Annotated in this window: 18 protein-coding genes; 14 read left to right on the top strand and 4 right to left on the bottom strand. The window is 74.0% G+C overall.

What is annotated here, in order from left to right:
• Positions 1-636: 636 nt before the first annotated feature.
• Complete coding sequence (locus tag E2C05_RS18450) at positions 637-1,353, bottom strand: SGNH/GDSL hydrolase family protein (RefSeq protein ID WP_158292223.1); 717 nt, start codon at positions 1,351-1,353, stop codon at positions 637-639.
• Positions 1,354-1,654: 301 nt separating this feature from the next.
• Between E2C05_RS18450 and E2C05_RS18445 the strand changes: the two genes are divergently transcribed.
• The 6 genes from E2C05_RS18445 to E2C05_RS18420 all read left to right on the top strand — a co-directional run bounded on the left by E2C05_RS18445 (position 1,655) and on the right by E2C05_RS18420 (position 6,646).
• Complete coding sequence (locus E2C05_RS18445) at positions 1,655-2,857, top strand: OpgC family protein (protein ID WP_133221121.1); 1,203 nt, start codon at positions 1,655-1,657, stop codon at positions 2,855-2,857.
• On the top strand, positions 2,854-3,615 hold the full coding sequence (locus E2C05_RS18440; RefSeq protein WP_133221120.1) for an SGNH/GDSL hydrolase family protein: 762 nt from the start codon (positions 2,854-2,856) through the stop codon (positions 3,613-3,615). The genes E2C05_RS18445 and E2C05_RS18440 overlap by 4 nt, the downstream gene beginning before the upstream one ends.
• Positions 3,616-3,834: 219 nt before the next feature.
• A complete protein-coding gene (locus E2C05_RS18435; protein ID WP_133221119.1) occupies positions 3,835-4,491 on the top strand; it encodes a hypothetical protein in 657 nt (218 codons plus the stop codon).
• Between the two features lie 235 nt (positions 4,492-4,726).
• Positions 4,727-6,052, top strand: coding sequence for a glycolate oxidase subunit GlcF (glcF, locus tag E2C05_RS18430; protein WP_133221118.1), 1,326 nt, complete (start codon positions 4,727-4,729; stop codon positions 6,050-6,052).
• Entirely contained in the window at positions 6,049-6,276 is a 228-nt protein-coding gene (locus tag E2C05_RS18425) for a DUF2798 domain-containing protein (protein ID WP_133221117.1), read from the top strand. Before glcF ends, E2C05_RS18425 begins: the two co-directional genes overlap by 4 nt.
• Before the next feature lie 4 nt (positions 6,277-6,280).
• The gene (locus E2C05_RS18420) at positions 6,281-6,646 is read left to right on the top strand and encodes a globin (protein WP_133221116.1); all 366 of its coding nucleotides are present in this window, start codon (positions 6,281-6,283) and stop codon (positions 6,644-6,646) included.
• Between the two features lie 230 nt (positions 6,647-6,876).
• Here E2C05_RS18420 and E2C05_RS18415 read toward each other — a convergent pair whose 3' ends face one another.
• A complete protein-coding gene (locus E2C05_RS18415) occupies positions 6,877-7,614 on the bottom strand; it encodes a TIGR02453 family protein (protein ID WP_158292222.1) in 738 nt (245 codons plus the stop codon).
• Between the two features lie 197 nt (positions 7,615-7,811).
• Between E2C05_RS18415 and E2C05_RS18410 the strand changes: the two genes are divergently transcribed.
• Positions 7,812-8,465 (top strand): class I SAM-dependent methyltransferase, encoded by a 654-nt coding sequence (locus E2C05_RS18410; protein WP_133221114.1) that lies wholly within the window; start codon positions 7,812-7,814, stop codon positions 8,463-8,465.
• A gap of 30 nt (positions 8,466-8,495) precedes the next feature.
• On the opposite strand, the gene E2C05_RS18405 is transcribed toward E2C05_RS18410, so the two are convergent.
• Positions 8,496-9,398, bottom strand: a complete 903-nt coding sequence (locus E2C05_RS18405) for a LysR family transcriptional regulator (RefSeq protein ID WP_133221113.1) — start codon at positions 9,396-9,398, stop codon at positions 8,496-8,498.
• 92 nt (positions 9,399-9,490) lie between these two features.
• Between E2C05_RS18405 and E2C05_RS18400 the strand changes: the two genes are divergently transcribed.
• The 7 genes from E2C05_RS18400 (at position 9,491) to E2C05_RS18370 (ending at position 15,490) form a co-directional block, all read left to right on the top strand.
• Entirely contained in the window at positions 9,491-10,372 is an 882-nt protein-coding gene (locus E2C05_RS18400) for an aldo/keto reductase family oxidoreductase (protein WP_133221112.1), read from the top strand.
• 81 nt (positions 10,373-10,453) lie between these two features.
• Entirely contained in the window at positions 10,454-10,645 is a 192-nt protein-coding gene (locus E2C05_RS18395; protein WP_200305669.1) for a hypothetical protein, read from the top strand.
• A 162-nt stretch (positions 10,646-10,807) separates the two neighbouring features.
• Positions 10,808-11,371 (top strand): TRAP transporter small permease, encoded by a 564-nt coding sequence (locus E2C05_RS18390; protein WP_158292221.1) that lies wholly within the window; start codon positions 10,808-10,810, stop codon positions 11,369-11,371.
• A gap of 3 nt (positions 11,372-11,374) precedes the next feature.
• A complete protein-coding gene (locus E2C05_RS18385) occupies positions 11,375-12,652 on the top strand; it encodes a TRAP transporter large permease (protein WP_133221110.1) in 1,278 nt (425 codons plus the stop codon).
• Positions 12,653-12,664: 12 nt separating this feature from the next.
• Positions 12,665-13,645, top strand: a complete 981-nt coding sequence (locus E2C05_RS18380) for a TRAP transporter substrate-binding protein (protein WP_133221109.1) — start codon at positions 12,665-12,667, stop codon at positions 13,643-13,645.
• Positions 13,645-14,544 (top strand): TauD/TfdA dioxygenase family protein, encoded by a 900-nt coding sequence (locus E2C05_RS18375; RefSeq protein WP_133221108.1) that lies wholly within the window; start codon positions 13,645-13,647, stop codon positions 14,542-14,544. The genes E2C05_RS18380 and E2C05_RS18375 overlap by 1 nt, the downstream gene beginning before the upstream one ends.
• A gap of 289 nt (positions 14,545-14,833) precedes the next feature.
• Positions 14,834-15,490, top strand: coding sequence for a glutathione S-transferase family protein (locus E2C05_RS18370; RefSeq protein ID WP_133221107.1), 657 nt, complete (start codon positions 14,834-14,836; stop codon positions 15,488-15,490).
• Between the two features lie 197 nt (positions 15,491-15,687).
• Here the strand turns inward: E2C05_RS18370 and E2C05_RS18365 are convergent.
• Positions 15,688-16,676, bottom strand: a 989-nt coding sequence (locus E2C05_RS18365; RefSeq protein WP_133221106.1) for a YihY/virulence factor BrkB family protein, incomplete at its 5' end; no start/stop codon positions are given.

Raw genomic sequence — 16,676 nt, 5'->3', positions numbered from 1 at the left:
TGATGCTGATGCCGCCGGTCTCCAGGCCCTGGGCCTGCACCGTGGGGGCCAGGGCGGCCGCACCGGCCAGCAGGGCGAGGGCGGCGGGGAGGATCATCTTGCGCATGGCCGGGGTCCTTTCCGTGTCGGGCTCTCGCCGGCCTCCCGGGCTTCTCCCGCGGCGGTCATCGGCGACACAGGGACCCTACCCACCCGCCACGCAGGCGCCTGTGAACCACGCCACCATCCCGGCGCGATCGCGCATCGGCGGCGGAGGCGCGTGAAGCTTCGTGCCCCCCGGGGTCAGGTTGCGGTGCCCTTGCGGATGCCTGGCGCGGCGATCCGTGCCGCCGCAGCCTCATCGTTGGGGGGACCAGCGCCTTGGCCACGCGTCGCCGCCGGCCCAGGCCCAAAGGCTGCCGCGGGTGCAGGGCCATGCCGGGGCGGTGGTGTCCCGGCCGGTCCCGCCAGGGCGCAGCCATGCGCGGCACCCGGCGGAGCGCGGGTGGAACAGGCCGGTCCGCCATCCGCGTCGCCTGTCCGGCGGGCGGACCGCCCACCTCCTGTCCGTCAGGTCAGGTCGCGCCGTCCCTGGGCTGCTGCGCCACCTCCGGGCGCCGCATCGGGGCGGCCACCCCGCCGCAACCCTCGGACACCCTAGCGGCGCGCGACCTGCGGCGGCGCGACGGCGGCCAGGATGGACCGCGCCAGCGCCTCCGCCACGCAGGCATAGCCACGGTCGTTGTGGTGCAGCCCGTCCGGGCCCAGCATCTCGGCATGCGGCGTGCCGTGGTCGGCCCAGTCGCGCATCAGCGCCGCCCGGGAGAAGAGGGGCGCCCGCGCCTCCGCCGCCAGGTCGCGGATGGCGGCATCCAGCCGCTCGAAGCCAGGCGCCTCCAGGATGCGCGGGGCGCGCTGGCTGTCCATCAGCAGCACATCGGCGCCGCTGGCGCGCAGCCGGGCGATGCCGGCGGCGAGGATGGCGTGGAATTCCTCGGCCGGCATGCCGCGCAGCACCGCATTGGCGCCGGCCTGCCAGATGACCAGGGTCGGCCGCTCCGCCAGCACGTCCGGGTCCAGCCGGGCGATCATCTCGGGCACTTCCTGCCCGCCCTTGCCGCGGTTCAGCACCGTCAGCCGCGCCCCGGGCAGGGCCGCGTGCAGCCGCGCCTCCAACTCGGCCGGGTAGGTGCGGTCGGGGCCGCTCGCCCCGGCGCCTTCGGTGGAGGAGGAGCCGAAGGCGACGATCCGCAGCGGCTGGCCATGCTCCAGCGCCGCGCGGGTGGCCGGCAGGCCGATCGCCTGGACGGACGAGGACGGGCAGGGTTCGGCCAGGGCCATGCCCGGAACCAGCATGGCCAGGAGGAGGAGCACGGGACGCATCCGCATACCCTGGCGCAAGCGGCGCCGCGGCGCCAGCAGGCGGGCATGCCTCAACCGGGGGGCTGCCCCGCCCGGCGCTGGCAACCGGCCGGCAGCCGGCGGCGGGTGGCGGGCAGGGATGCCGCCCGGCGGCGGCCCCGGCAGGGCAGGGGGGTGCATCGGCCGCAGCCTGCCAGCCGAAATCTTCGCATCCGGTTGACGTCGCCGCCGTTCTACCGGTGGCGCCGCTCCGCTATGGGTCCCGCCGGCGGCGCCGGTGCATCGGGCGCGCGGCCGGCAGCGGGGGGCGGGCATGCGCGGTCTGATCCGGGGTGGGGATGCCGGCGCCGGGCCGGCCCATGCGCCCGCGTCGGGGCGCGACCTGCGGGTGGATTTCTTCCGTGGCCTTGCCCTCTGGTTCATCTTCATCGACCACATTCCCGGCAACCGCCTGGGCGACCTGACGCTGCGCAACATCGCCCTGTGCGACGCGACGGAGGGCTTCGTGCTGCTGGCAGGCTATGCCGCCGGCCTGGCCTATGGCGCGGCGATGGACCGCCGCGGCTGGGTCTTCGCCGCCGCCACCCTGCTGCGGCGCTGCGGCACGCTCTATGTCGCGCATATCTTCCTGTTCGTGGTCTTCGCCGCGCAGGTCGGCTACTCCGCCTCCCTCCTCGACGCGCCGGCCTACCTGGACGAGCTGCAGCTCGACCCCTTCCGCGACCAGCCCTATGTCGCGCTGCTGCAGGCGCTGCTGCTCCGCTACCAGCCGGCCTTCCTCGACATCCTGCCGCTCTACATCGCGCTGCTCGCCCTGCTGGCGCCGCTGCTGCCGCTGCTGCGGCGCCCGCTGACGCTGCTCGGCCTGTCCGCCACGTTGTACCTGCTGGCACGCGGGCTGGACCTGAACCTGCCGAACTGGATCGATGGCGGCTGGTTCTTCAACCCGCTGGCCTGGCAGCTGCTGTTCGTCACCGGCTGCCTGCTGGGCTACGTGCCGCGCGGGCCGGGCGGGGTGCGGCGGCCGCCGCCGGTGGTGCCCTTCCGGCAGGACCTGGCGGCGGGGGCCGTGCTGGTGCTGGCGCTCGGCGCCGCCGCCTCGCTGCTCGCCCGGGTCGAGGAGCCGCCGGACTGGCTGCCGGAACGGCTCGGCCTGCTGCTGACCACCGTGGACAAGAATGCGCTGCACCCGCTGCGGCTGGTCTCGGTGCTGGCCATGGCCTATCTCCTCGCGCATGCGGTGCCGCGCCGCGCCGCCTGGCTGCGGAGCGCCGCGGCCGCGCCCTTCGTGCTGATGGGCCAGCACGGCCTGCCGGTGTTCTGCACCGGCATCTTCCTGTCCTTCCTCGGCCGGCTGGCGCTGGAACAGTCGGACCGCGGGCCGATGCAGCTGGCGGTGAACCTGGGCGGGCTGCTGGCGCTGGTCGGGGTCGGGCTGGTCGCCGCCTGGTACCGCCAGCGGGAAAAGGCGCCCGCCTTGCCGGTCGCCACCCCGTCCTCTACGACTCCGGCATGATCCGGGCGCTTCGCCTCCTCGTCGCGGGGATGCTGACCGCCGCGGTGCCGTTGGCGGCCGCGCGGGCGCAGGACCGTGCCTGCAACGCACCGCCCGAACTGCTCGAGGCCGGGGCGCCGCTGCCCGCCACGGTGCGGGCGGTGAATGCCGGCAGCCTGCGCATCCTGGTGGTGGGGGGCGCCTCGGTGCTCGGCCCCGGCACCAGCGGCCCCGCCGCCGCCTGGCCGGCGCGGCTGGAGGCGCTGATCGCCGCCCGCCGCCCCGGCCTGAAGGTGGAGGTGGCGGTGAAGGGGCGCCGCGGCCTGGGCACCGCCGAATCGGCGGCGCTGCTGGAGGCGGAGCTTGCCCGGGCGCCGGCCCAACTCGTCCTCTGGGCCACCGGCACTGAGAGCGCGGTGCGCGGCCGCGAGGTGGACGAGATGGTCGAGGCGCTGAATGGCGGGCTGGAGGCGTTGCGATCCGCCGGCGCCGATGCGGTGCTGATCGACCCGCAATTCTCCCGCTTCCTTCGCACCAATGCGAATGTCGAGCCCTATCTGGATGCGCTGCGCCTGGTCGCGGGGGCGCATCGCGTGCCGCTGTTCCGCCGCTGGGACCTGATGCGCGCCTGGGCGGAGGCCGAGGTGGTGGATGTGGAGCGGGCGCCGAAGCCGGAGCGGGTGGCGGCCACCGACCGGCTGAACGACTGCCTTGCCCAGGCCCTTGCGGCCCTGCTGCGCGACGGCGCCGCCGAGGCGCGCGGCCGCCCGCGACCCTGACCCGCGCCGTTGCCGCCGCAGCGGCAGCGGCGTCACGCTCGCGCGCCTGGGCGCTATAGGCCTGCCATCCCTGCGGCATCGGGTGTGTCATGCCCCCGCCGGCAGCATACCGGGGGGCGGATAGCGGCCGTGCGGGCAAGCCCGGGCGCGGGCATCCGCTGTCACGGCCTGCGACGGGGCGGCGCGCGTGCCGCGCCCTTGCCGGCGGGGGAAACGAGCATGTCCATCTCGCCTGGCGTCGTCGTCAGCGTGCCGCGTATCGTCCTGCCGGCCTGGTCGGAGGCCGGCCCGCCGGGCGGGATTGCGCAATCCATCCTCGCCGGCCTGTCGCTGCCGGCGGCGCCGCCGGGCGGCATCGCCGGGCTGAGCGGCCATGCCGCCTTCACCGTGCAGGGGCCGGCCAGCATCGCCATCACCGGCTCCGCCGGCGGCGGCAACACCATCCAGGTTTCCGCGCCGGAGGCGCCCGGCCTCAATCTAGCCGCCGCGACGGTGACCGTCACGCTGTCCGGCCAGGGCGACACGGTGGTGGCGCAGGGCGCCGTGGCGCTGACCGTCACCGGCGGCGCCGGGCACAACCATGTCGTCGGCGGCGCCGGCCCGACCACCTTCGCCCTGACCGGCCCGGGCGACTGGCTGGAAGGCGGCGCCGGCCCGACCACCTTCATCGAGCAGGCCGGCAGCCTGCAGGACGACCGCATCACCGGCTTCCATGCGGGCGATGTCATCCGCTTCCAGGGCTTCGCCCCGGATGCGGCGCTGCTGGACCTCGGTGGCGGTCGGTTCGCCGTGGTGGACGGGGCCGGGCGGCAGGAGAGCTTCACGCTGGACGGCATCGCCCATCCCGTCGCCGGCACGGACTACCTGTTCGTCTGACGCCGGCGGCCGCGGGCCCGGGCGCCGGTTCCGGGCATCCCGCCCGCCGGCGCCGGGCGGTCCCTGGCGGGCTTCGACGCGCCGCCCGGCGGCTGCGGGGCGACGTCGCGCGGCGACGCCGACGGGGCCCCCCGGGTGGCGGCTGCCGCCCGGCGCCCCGATCCATCGCTGCCGCACGCGGCTTGGCACGGGGCGGCCGGTTCCCCCGCCCGCGGCCCCGGCCTATATCCATGGCATGCAGACCAATTTCGCGCCCGAGCAACTGGCCGACCCCGACACGCGGGAGAGCAACCGGATCCTGCGCACCTGCGTCCATTGCGGCTTCTGCACGGCGACCTGCCCGACCTTCGTGCTGCTGGGCGACGAGTTGGACAGCCCGCGCGGGCGCATCTACCTGATCAAGGACATGCTGGAGAGCGGCCGGCCGGCGACGGCGGAGGTGGTCAAGCATGTGGATCGCTGCCTCTCCTGCCTGTCCTGCATGACCACCTGCCCGTCCGGGGTGCACTACATGCACCTGGTCGACCATGCGCGGCACTACATCGAGCAGACCTATGACCGCCCCTGGCACGAGAAGCTGCTGCGCCGCGTGCTGTCGCAGGTGCTGCCCTATCCGGCGCGCTTCCGCGCGGCGATGACGGGCGCGCGGCTGGGCCGTCCGCTGGGTGCGCTGATCCCGGGCGGGCATGTGCTGGGGCGGCGGCTGCGGGCCATGCTCAGGCTCGCGCCGGGCGCGCTGCCGCCGCCGAGCCCGATGCAGGCGCCGCAGATGCACCGGGCGGTCGGCGAAAAGCGCGGCCGGGTGGCGCTGCTGACCGGCTGCGCGCAGCAGGTGCTGGCGCCCTCGATCAACGAGGCGACGATCCGCCTGCTGACGCGCATGGGCGTGGAGGTGGTGATCACGCGGGACCAGGGCTGCTGCGGCGCGCTCGACCACCACATGGGCCAGCACGACCCGGCCTATCGCCTCGCGCGCGCCAACATCGCCGCCTGGACCCGGGAGATGGCGGGGGAGGGGCTGGACGGCATCGTCGTCAACACCTCCGGCTGCGGCACCACGGTGAAGGATTACGGCTTCATGTTCCGCGAGGAACCGGAGGCCGAGGCGGCGGCGAAGGTCGCGGCGCTGACGATGGACGTGACCGAGGCGCTGCAGAAATTCGCCTATGCGCCGGTGCGGGAGAAGCCCGGCCTGACGGTCGCCTACCATTCTGCCTGCAGCCTGCAGCACGGCCAGAAGATCACGGCGCTGCCGAAGCAGCTGCTGGTGAAGGCCGGCTTCGCGGTGAAAGACCCGGTGGAGCCGCATCTCTGCTGCGGCAGCGCCGGCACCTACAACCTGCTGCAGCCCGAGATCGCCTCGAAGCTGCGGGAGCGCAAGCTGTACAACCTGGACCGCACCGGCGCCGACCTGATCGCGGCCGGCAATATCGGCTGCCTGACGCAATTGGGCGGCGAACGGATGCCCACGGTGCATACGGTCGAACTGCTCGACTGGATGGCGGGCGGGCCGGAGCCGCCGGCGGTGGCCGCGGCGCGGCGGGCGAAGCAGGCCGCGTGATCCCGGCCCGCTACACGCCGGTGCTGGTGCCGCTGGTCATGACCTTCTTCATGGCCTTCTTCGTCTCGCTGTTCCTGACCCTGAACAGCGTCGGCCTGGCGGAGGGCGTCTTCGGCCTCTGGATGTCCAACTGGATGCTGGCCTGGGGCTTCGCCTTCCCCGCCGCCGTCTTCGCGCTGCCGCTGGCGCGGCGGATCGTCGGGCGCTTCACCCGCGACGCCTGACGCCGTGGACCCGGTCGCCGAGAGCCTCGACCTGCTGGCGGCGCGCTGCGGCGATCCGGCTCCGCTGGTCTATGCCACGCTCTTCGCCCGGCATCCGGAGGCGGCGGCGCATTTCCTGATGGACCCGGGCGGCCATGTCCGCGGACAGATGCTGGCGGTGGCGCTGGAGGCGCTGCTGGACGGCGGCGCGCGCCTCGCCGGGCTGGTGGCGATCGAGCGGCTGAACCACGTCAATATCGGCGTGCCGGAGGCGCTGTTCGACGGCTTCCTGCCGCTGCTGCGGGACGTGGTGCGGGACGCGCTGGGCGAGGCCTGGACGCCGGCGATGGAGGCTGGCTGGGCGGCACGGATCGCGGCGGTGGCGGGCTGACGCGGATCGCCCGGAGGGCGCGGCCGGCGCGCCCCTGCCTGCCGCGCCGCGTCGATCGCGGTCCGAGGCCGCTGTCCAAAGCTGCTGTCCGAAGCGAAGCGCCGCTGGCTGCCGGGATGACCGTCCCGCGAGGCGTGCGGCCGCGCCGCCGTCGGCGCAATGCGCCGACCTGCGCGCGGCACCGGTGCGCAGGCGCCGGCACATCCGCCCGGCATATCCGCCCGGCGCCGTCAGCCCTCCAGCGCTGCCCAGCCGAAGCGCAGCAGCGGCGCCGCCTGCCTGGCGAACTCCGTCACCGGCGCCACCGCCGCCTCATCCTGCAGCAGCGCATCGGGCAGCGGCGGGCGCAGGATCCAGTGGCGCTGCTTCAGCAGGGCTTCCTCCGGCGTGCCCCGCGCCGCCTCGCAGCCGCGCGGCAGGCGGGCCAGCGCATCGTCCATCGCCGCCAAGGCCAGCCCCGCGCCATCCAGCGCCCGGCGGGCCTGGCGCCAGGCGCCGCGGTCCTCCAGCACCGCGGCGCGCAGCCGCCCCAGCACGGGCGGGGAGGGCTGCCAGAAGCCGCAGGCGGTGAAGCAATTGCCCGGCTCGACATGGACATAGAGCAGGCCAGGGCGGTCCTTGCCGCCGTCGCGCGACAGCAGGCCGCCGGCATTGGTCTTGAACGGCCGCTTGTCGCGGGCGAAGCGCGTGTCGCGGTGCAGGCGGAACAGGCCGCGTCGCGCATCGAAGCGCAGCGGCAGCCTGGCCGCGGCGCAGCGATCGGCGACGGCCGCCAGCAGCGCGGCGAGCGGGTCGCGCAGCCCCAGTTCCCAGCGCGCCCTGTTCGCCGCGTACCAGTCCCGGTCCTGGCTTGCCGCGAGTTCCGCGAGGAAGGCGAAGCCATCCGCCGGGATGCCCTCGAAGGGCGGCGGCGGCAGGCCTTCCTCCGTGGCGGCGCGCGGCGGGCGGCGGGCAGGGGGGCGCGGCATGGTGCCGGGGATGGTCCCATCGCCGCCGCGGCGCCGCAACCGCCCGCCGCGGCGGATGCGGGTCGCTGCCGGCCTTCCCCATGCACCCTCATGGTGCCGGCATTGCAGGGGGCGGCCGCCGGGGCCAGGTCCGGCAGGGCGGCAACCGGCCGGCGCCGGCCGCCGTTCATCGCCCCAGTGCCGGAGGACCGCTGCCCATGGCCATCGAGGACAGCCTGCCGGAGCTGCCGCGGCACGCCTTCGCCAAGGCGGACCCATCGGCGGATGCGGCCTTCTATGCCGCGCCGCGCTTCGTCACCCATATCGACGACCACGCCATCGCCGCCGTCACCGCGCTGTATCGCGACCTGTTCCCGGCGGGCGGCACCATCCTCGACCTGATGTCGAGCTGGGTGAGCCACCTGCCGGAGGACGTCGCCTTCGCCGAGGTCATCGGCCACGGGCTGAATGCCGAGGAGCTGGCGGCCAATCCGCGATTGGGCCGGTGGTTCGTGCAGGACCTGAACCGCGATCCGCATCTGCCGCTGGGCGATGGCAGCGTCGACGCGGCCGCGATCTGCGTCTCCGTCCAGTACCTGCAGCGGCCGGTGGCGGTGCTGCGCGAGGTGGCGCGGGTGCTGCGGCCGGATGGCGTGGTGGCCATCACCTTCTCCAACCGCTGCTTCCCCAGCAAGGCGGTGGCGATCTGGCAGGCGCTGGACGGGCCGGGACAATGCGGCCTGGTGTCGCTCTATCTCCGGCGGGCGGGCTTCGGCGCGGTGGCGGCGCGGGAATTGACGCCGCCCGACCGGCCGGATCGCGACCCGCTCTGGGCGGTCACCGGCCAGAAAGTCGCGCCCGGGGCCGGCTGACCCGGGCGGCGCCCCGGAACGGCGCGGCGGTCAGTCCGCCCGGTCCCGGACGAAGTCGATGAAGGCCCGCAGCGGCGCCGGCACCAGCCGCCGCCCGGGATAGTAGAGGAAGGGGCCGGAGAAGGACTGCCACCAGGGTTCCAGCACCGGTTCCAGCGCGCCGCTGTCGAGATGCGGGCGCAGCCAGTCCTCGAACAGCTTGATGATGCCCGTCCCGGCGATCGCCGCCGCCACGGCCAGGTCGGTCGCGCCGCCGAGGCCCACCAGCAGCGGGCCCGTGGGGTCCACCCGCACCAGCTCGCCCGCCCGCTCGAACTCCCACGGATACAGGGCGCCGCCCGGGAAGCGGCCGCGCAGGCAGGCATGGCCGAGCAGGTCGCGCGGATGCTCCGGCCGGCCATGGCGGCGCAGGTAGTCCGGCGCGGCCGCCGTGGCGAAGCGCTGGCGGCGCGGGCCGATCGGCACCGCGATCATGTCCGCGTCCAGCCTCTCGTCGTAGCGGATGCCGGCGTCGCAGCCGGCGCGCAGCAGGTCCACGAACTCGTCCTCGGCCATCACCTCCAGCCGGATGTCGGGATAGGCGGCGAGGAAGGGCGGCACGATCCGCGGCAGCACCAGCCGCGCGGCGCTGACCGGCACGTTCAGCCGCAGCGTGCCGGCCGGCCGGTCGCGGAAATCGGCCACCGCCTCCAGCGCCGCCGCCACCTCGCCCAGCGCCGGCTCCAGCCGCTGCAGCAGGCGCTCCCCCGCCTCGGTCGGGCGGATGCTGCGCGTCGTCCGGTGCAGCAGCCGCAGGCCGAGCGCCGCTTCCAGCCGCCGCACCGCGTCGCTGAGGCCGGAAGGGCTGCCGCCGGCGCCTCGCGCCGCCTCGCGGAAGCCGCCGGCCCGGGCGACCGCCAGGAAGGCATGCAGGTCGGCGAGGTCGGCGCGCATTGTCCGTTTTCCCGTACAGGCCGTGCGGATCCTGGGCCGTTATCGCGCAGGCTGCCAGGGCCTAGCTGAGGGGTCATCGCAGGAAACAGGCCATGACCCCTCATGCCCACACGGACACCGTCCGGCTCGGCGACCGCCCGGTGCGGCGCCTCGGCTACGGCGCCATGCAGTTGGCCGGCCCCGGCGCCTTCGGCCCGCCCCGGGACCGCGACGCGGCGCTGGCAGTGCTGCGCGCGGCCATCGCCGCCAGCGTGAACCACATCGACACCAGCGACTACTACGGCCCGCACCAAACCAACCGGCTGATCCGCGAGGCGCTCGCCCCCTATCCCGACGACCTCGTCATCGTCACCAAGGTCGGCGCGCGGCGCGGCGCCGACGCATCCTGGCTGCCGGCCTTCTCGGCGGAGGACCTCACCCGCGCCGTGCAGGACAACCTGCGCAACCTGGGGCTGGAAACGCTCGAGGTGGTGAACCTGCGCTGCATGTTCGACGTGATGCGCCCGGCGGAGGGCTCGATCGCCGCGCCGCTCGGCGTGCTGGCCGACCTGCAGCGGCAGGGGCTGGTCCGGCATATCGGCCTCAGCAACGCCACGCCGGCGCAGGTCGCGGAGGGCCGCGGGATCTGCAGGATCGCCTGCGTGCAGAACCGCTACAACCTGGCGCATCGCGGCGACGACGCGCTGGTGGACGACCTGGCCGCGGCGGGCATCCCCTATGTGCCCTTCTTCCCGCTCGGCGGCTTCAGCCCGCTGCAATCGGCGACGCTGGACGCGGTGGCGGGCGAACTCGCCGCGACGCCGATGCAGGTCGCGCTGGCCTGGCTGCTCCGCCGGTCGCCCAACATCCTGCCGATCCCCGGCACCGCCTCCGTCGCGCATCTGCGGGAGAACCTGGCGGCCGCGGCGCTCGACCTGCCGGCGGCGGCGATGGCGCGGCTGGACGGCATCGCGGCGGAGGGCGGCGCGGCCTAGAGCAGAGCCCGATCAGGTGGACCCACCTGATCGGGTGAGGATGCTCGTAGACTCAAGAGACTGGAGCGGTTGCCGCGAGCCATGGCCAACGGCAACCGCCCTGGTGTCCCGAAGCCGATGGGGCGCGGCTTCCGCTTCGTGCCGGAGGGCGTGGCGGTCGGCCATCACGGCCTCGGCGTGCTGCGCTGGCGGGCCGGGCCGGAGGGCGGGCCGGTCCTGGTCACCGGCGCGGATGCGGCCGAGATCGCCGGCGGCCGGATCGCAAGGCTCTAGGTCCTGCCGGACAGCCCGCCGGGCTGATCCCCCGCGCGGTTGGCGCGGCTTGCGGCAGCGGGGCGGCGAAGCGCCCAAGGAAGGGTCAACCGGCGACGCGGCCGGGCTTTCGCCGGGGCATTCGGCCTTGCCGTACGGATGGGCAACGGCCAGCCTTGCCGCATGTCCGGCGCTGCCAGCAAGGGCGGGCTCCTGCCCGCGCCCGCCCCCCTGCCGTTGCGCATGGCGCGGGAGGCGCTCGCCCTGCTGCGCCGCCTGGTGGACCTCGTCCTCCTGCTGCTGCTCGCCGCCATGGTGCTGCTGGTCCTGGCGCAGGTGATCTTCCGCTACGGCTTCAACCATTCCATCGCCGGCGCCGACGAGGCCGCGACCTTCGCGCAGATCTGGATGGTGCTGCTGGGCGCCGGCTATGCCATGCGCCAGCGCCTGCATGTCTCGATCGAGCTGGTGATCGAGCGGCTGCTGGAGCGGCTGGCGCGGCTGCTGCTGGTGCCCGTCGCGGGGCTCTGCCTCTGGTTCCTCTGGGTGGTGCTGCAGGGGGGGCTGCTGCTGATGCAGGTCGGCGCCTGGCAGACCAGCCCGGCGCTGCAGCTGCCGATGAACATCCCCTATGCCATGCTGCCGGTCGGCGCTGCCTATTTCGCGCTGGAAGCCGCGCTGGCCTTCGGCGCCGCCATCCTGGGGCGGGAGAAGGTGGCGACCGGCGGCGGCGTAAGGGTGGACTGAGCCATGGGCCTCACCTTCGCCTCCTTCGCCATGCTGCTGGTGGCCGGCGCGCCGATGGTCTTCGTGCTGGGCGTCGCCGCGGCGCTGACCCTGGTGCTGACCACCGATGTCCCGCTGGTGGTGGTGGCGCAGCGGTTGTGGAACGGGCTGGACAGCTTCCCGCTGATGGCCATCCCCTTCTTCATCCTCAGCGGGCTGATCATGGAACATGGCGGCATCGCCCGCGCCATCGTCGGCCTGGCCGCCGCGCTGGTCGGCTGGATCCGCGGCAGCCTGTTCATGGTGGCGACGGTCACCTCCACCTTCCTCTCGGGCATCTCGGGGTCGGGCAGCGCCGACACCGCGGCCGTCTCCTCCATCCTGCTGCCGGAGATGCGGCGGCGCGGCTACGACATCGACTATTCGGTCGCCGTCGTAGCCGCGGCCGGCGCGCTCGGGCCCATCATCCCGCCCTCCATCATCATGGTCGTGCTGGCCATGGTCTGCGACCTCTCGGTCGGGGCCATGTTCCTCGGCGGCATCGTCCCAGGCCTCATCGCCTCGGCCGGGCTGATGCTGACGCACTGGCTCTATGCGCGGCGCGACCCGGCCCGCTACACGGATGCCGAGCCCTTCAGCCCGGCGCGGCTGCGCCAGGCCTTCCTGCGCGCCATCCCCGCCCTGGTGCTGCCCGTCATCATCGTCGGCGGCATCGTCGGCGGCGTGGTGACGCCGACCGAGGCCGGCGTGCTGGCGGTGGTCGCCGGGCTCGGCATCGACCTGCTGGTCTATCGCGAGCTCAAGCTGGCCAAGCTGCCGGAGCTGATGCTGCGCACCGTCGGCATCTCGGCCGCCGTGATGATCATCGTCGGCACCTCCTCCATCTTCGCCTGGCTGGTGGCCATCCAGGACGTGCCGGGGATGATCGCCGGCTGGTTCGACGGGGCGGGCGGCAGCCGGGTGCTGTTCCTGCTGATGGTCAACCTGCTGATGCTCTTCGTCGGCATGTGCTTCGAGGAGATCTCGGCGCTGGTCATCCTGATGCCGGTGCTGATGCCGGTCGCGGTGAAGCTGGGGATCGACCCGCTGCATTTCGGCCTGGTGATGTCCATCAACCTCTCGATCGGGCTGGTCGCGCCGCCCTACGGGATCTGCACCTTCGTCGCCTGCGCCGTGGCGCGCCGGCCGGTGGGCGCGGTTGCGCGCGTCATCTGGATCCCGCTGATCCCGCTGGTTCTCGTGCTGATGCTGTGCACCTACGTGCCCGAGGTGGTCCTCTGGCTGCCGCGGGCCCTGACATGAGGGGGGAGAGGGATGGAGAGGATCACCCGCCGCGCCGCGCTCGCTGCGCCGCTCGCCGCCGCCTGGGTCGCCCGGCCGGCGCTCGCGCAGACCGTGACGCTTCGCAGCGCCCACACCAATGCGGTGGGGGAGGTGCAGGACGAGGGCCTGCGCTTCCTCGACCGCCGGCTGCGGGAGCTGACCGGCAACCGGCTGGGCCTGCAGATCTACCCCAACGGCCAGCTCGGCAACGAGCTGCCGATGATCGAGGGCGTGGCGCTCGGCACCATCGACCTCGCCGTGCCCTCGCACGCCGCCTTCGCCAATTTCGTGCGCGACTACCAGCTGCTGGACATGCCCTTCCTGATCCGCGACTACGGCCACCTGATGCGGGTCGCCGGCACGCCGGCCATCGCCCAGCTGGCGCAGGCGGCGCAGGGCCGCGGCTTCCGGGTGCTCGGCCTCTATTCCTCCGGCGTGCGGCACCTGATGACGCGGGACCCGGTGCAGGGCATGGCCGAGCTGCGCGGCCGCAAGATCCGCACCCAGCAGAACCCGGTGCATGTCGCCGCCTTCAACGCCTTCGGCGCCAATGCCACGCCGCTGGCCTATGGCGAGCTGTACGGCGCGCTGCAGGTCGGCGTGGTGGATGGGGCGGAGGCCGCCTACACCAATTTCGTCGCGCAGAAATTCTACGAGGTCTGCAAGCACTGGACGACGGTCGGCTGGCTCAGCCTGACCGCGCCGGTCGTGCTCTCGGAACGCAAATTCCAGTCCCTCGCGCCCGATCTCCGCGCCGCGCTGGTCCAGGCGGGGGAGGAGAGCGCGGCATTCGAGCGGCAATTCGTGGTGGAGTCCGAGGCGAAGCTGGTGGAGCAGGTGAGGGCGCAGGGCGTCACCATCCTCGACCCCGACAAGGCGCCCTTCCAGCGCGCCGCCCAGCCGCTCTATGACCGCTTCCTGCAGACCGAGGCCGACCGGGCGCGGCTGCGGCTGATCCAGGAGACGGCGTGATGGCCGGCGGCCTGGTGCCATGGCGGGCGGCGGCGGCCCGCCGGGGGCTGAGCGTGCGGGAGCTGGCGCCCGCCGTCGGCGTCGAGATCGGCGGGGTGGACCTGGCGGCGCCCGAGGATCCCGAGATCACCGCCATCCTGCGCGGCGCCTGCGTGGAGCGCACCGTGCTGCTGGTCCGCGGCCAGCAGCACCTGGCGCCGGCCGGCTACCTCGCCTTCGCCCGGCGCTTCGGCCGGAGCATGGACCTGCACAGCCGCCGCGACCTCTGCCTGCCCGACCAGCACGAGATCTTCGTCGTCGGCAATGTGGTGGAGGAGGGGAGGGCCGTCGGCGCCGTCAAGGTCGGACTGAACTGGCACACCGACCACTACCACCTGGAATGCGCCGGGCTGTTCACCTTCCTGCATGCCATCGAGATCCCGCCGGTGGCGGGGGAGACGCGCTATGCCAACGGCATCGCCGCCCATGAGGCGCTGCCGGAGGCCATGCGCGCCCGGATCGCCGGGCTGCGGGTGCGGCACAGCCGGGCGCGGCTGTACCGCACGCTGTTTCCCGATGCGACGGAAGCGCAATGCGCGGCCGAGGCGGCGCGCTTCCCCGATGTGGAGCATCCGCTGGTCCGCACCCACCCGGAGAGCGGCCGGCGCGGCCTCTATCTCGGCGGCGAATGGGGCTCGGAGATCCTGGGCCTGCCGGCGGCGGAGGGCCAGGCGCTCTTCGCCGAGCTCCTCGCGCACATGACCCGGCCGGAATTCGTCTACGAGCACCGCTGGCAGCCCGGCGACGTGCTGATGAGCGACAACCGCTGCAGCCTGCATCGCGCCACCGACTGGGACGAGGCGCAGCACCGCCGGCGGCTGCACCGCATCATCCTGCTGGACAGCGTCCGCCCGAGCTGACCGGGACGGCGCCCATCCGCCCGGGCGCGGCGGCCCGGGCCGGCTCGCCCGGCCCGAGGGACGCGCCAACCGCCCGGGCGCGGATCACGGCAAGGCGCGGCGGTGCGGATCGCGGGAGGGCGTGATTGCCCGGACGCGAGACTCCGCTCCGCAACCAATGGGCTGGAGCGGCTGCCGCGCCTGTTCCGCGATCGAGGACCGGCACCGCCGCTTCGTGCATGATGCGAGGCCTGCGGCCCGGACCGCCGGGGGGCCATCCCGGCCGGCCGGGCGCGGGGAGGGGTCTGCCATGATCGTGCTGCACCACTGCTTCGACGCCCGGTCCTTCCGGCCGCTCTGGACGCTGGAGGAGATGGGCCTGCCCTACCGGCTGCGCCTGCTGCCCTTCCCGCCGCGCGAGGCGGTGCCCGACTACCTCGCCGTCAACCCGCTCGGCACCATTCCGCTGCTCGAGGACGGGGCGGTGCGGATGAACGAATCCGCGGCGATCTGCCACTACCTGGTCAGCCGCTATGGCCCCTCGCCCCTGAATGTCGCGCCGGAGGAGCCGGACTACGCGGCCTTCCTGAACGGCCTGCATTTCGGCGAGGCGACGCTGACCTTCCCGCAGACGCTGCTGCTGCGCTACCGGCGGCTGGAGCCGCCGGAACGCCGGCTGCCGCAGGTGGCGGAGGATTACGAGCGCTGGTTCCTGTCGCGCCTGCGCAAGGGCCTGGCGCGGCTGGATGGCGGCTTCTACGCCGCGGGGCGGTTCACCGCGGCGGACATCTCCATCGGCTATGCGCTGCTGCTGGCCACCCGGCTGGGGCTGGCCGGGCAGTTCACGCCGGATGTCGCGGACTACTGGGCGCGGCTGTCATCCCGCCCCGGCTACCTGCGGGCACAGGGTGCGCAGCAGGCGGCGCAGGCGGCGCAGGCCGCGCCGCCCGCGGATGCGCCCGGCTGAGGCGGCGCGGCGCCGGCATCGCGCCGGGCGCCACTGCCGATGGAGGGCGGCGCGGGCCCGGTACGCCGGACCGCGAACCGCCTTCAGCAGACGGCCGTGGTTCGTCACCGATCAACGGCCCCCCGATCGCCGGGCGGCTTGCGCCGCAAACCTTGGCGACGCGGCAGGGGCCGCGGCGCCCGTCCGGGCGCCCGGCCCTAGCCCGCGACCGTGTCGGCCATCCGCGCCCCGCGCGCGCCCATCGGCCGCTCCGGCCCCGTGGTCGTGTCGCGCGCCGTTTGGTGCTCCATCTCCGCGTCCAGTTCCGCCCCCACCAGCACCACGGTGGCGGAGAGCCAAATCCAGGTCATGAAGCCGATAACGGCGCCGAGCGAGCCATAGGTCTCGTTGTACTTGCCGAAATTCGTGACGTACCAGGAGAAGCCGACGGAGAAGACGACCCAGCCGACCGCGGCGAAGGCGCTGCCCCAGGTCACCCAGCGCCATTGCGCCTTCGCCCGGTCCGGGCCGTAGCGGTAGAGGCAGGCGAGGAAGACGCCCACCACCAGCAGCAGCACCGGCCAGCGTGCCCAGCGCAGCGTCGCTTCCAGCGCCCCGCCCAGGCCGACCAGGTTCAGCAGGATGGGCACCGCGACCACGCCGGCCATGGCCAGCGCCAGGAACAGCAGCCCGGTCGCGGTGAAGGCCATCGTGACCATCAGGCGGCGGAAGACGCCGCGCGTCTCCTTCTCGCCATAGACGATGTTGAGCGAATCGACGAAGGCCTTCATCGCCTGGTTGGCGGACCAGAGCGAGGTGGCGAGGCCGATGACGGCGCCGAGGCCAAGCGCGCCGTCGCCCTTCGCGGTGATCCGCCGCACCTGGTCCGCGATGATCTCCATCCCGCCGGAGGGGATGACGCCGGCCAGCGTGGCCAGATGCTCCTCGATCGTGCCCGGGTCGGCGAAGAGGCCGTAGATCGAGACCAGGGCGGCGAGGGCGGGGAAGAGCGCGAGCAGGACGTAGAAGGTGATGCCGGCCGCCTCGGTCATCACCCGGTCCGTCGAGACTTCCGAGGCGGTGCGCTTCAGGATGGCCCACCAGCCGCGGGCGGGGATCTCGGACGGGCTGGCGGCCAGGCGGCCGCGGTCGCGGCGGCCCTCCGGCGCGCGGGCGGGCGGGTGGCCAGGCGCCCGGGCGCGGACCG

Origin of the sequence: Paracraurococcus ruber (assembly GCF_004353985.1) — a bacterium.
In the GTDB taxonomy this organism is placed as follows: Bacteria; Pseudomonadota; Alphaproteobacteria; order Acetobacterales; family Acetobacteraceae; genus Paracraurococcus; species Paracraurococcus ruber.
The sequence above is the reverse complement of the archived record's forward strand: the minus strand, read 5'-3'. Positions and strand labels throughout refer to the sequence as shown.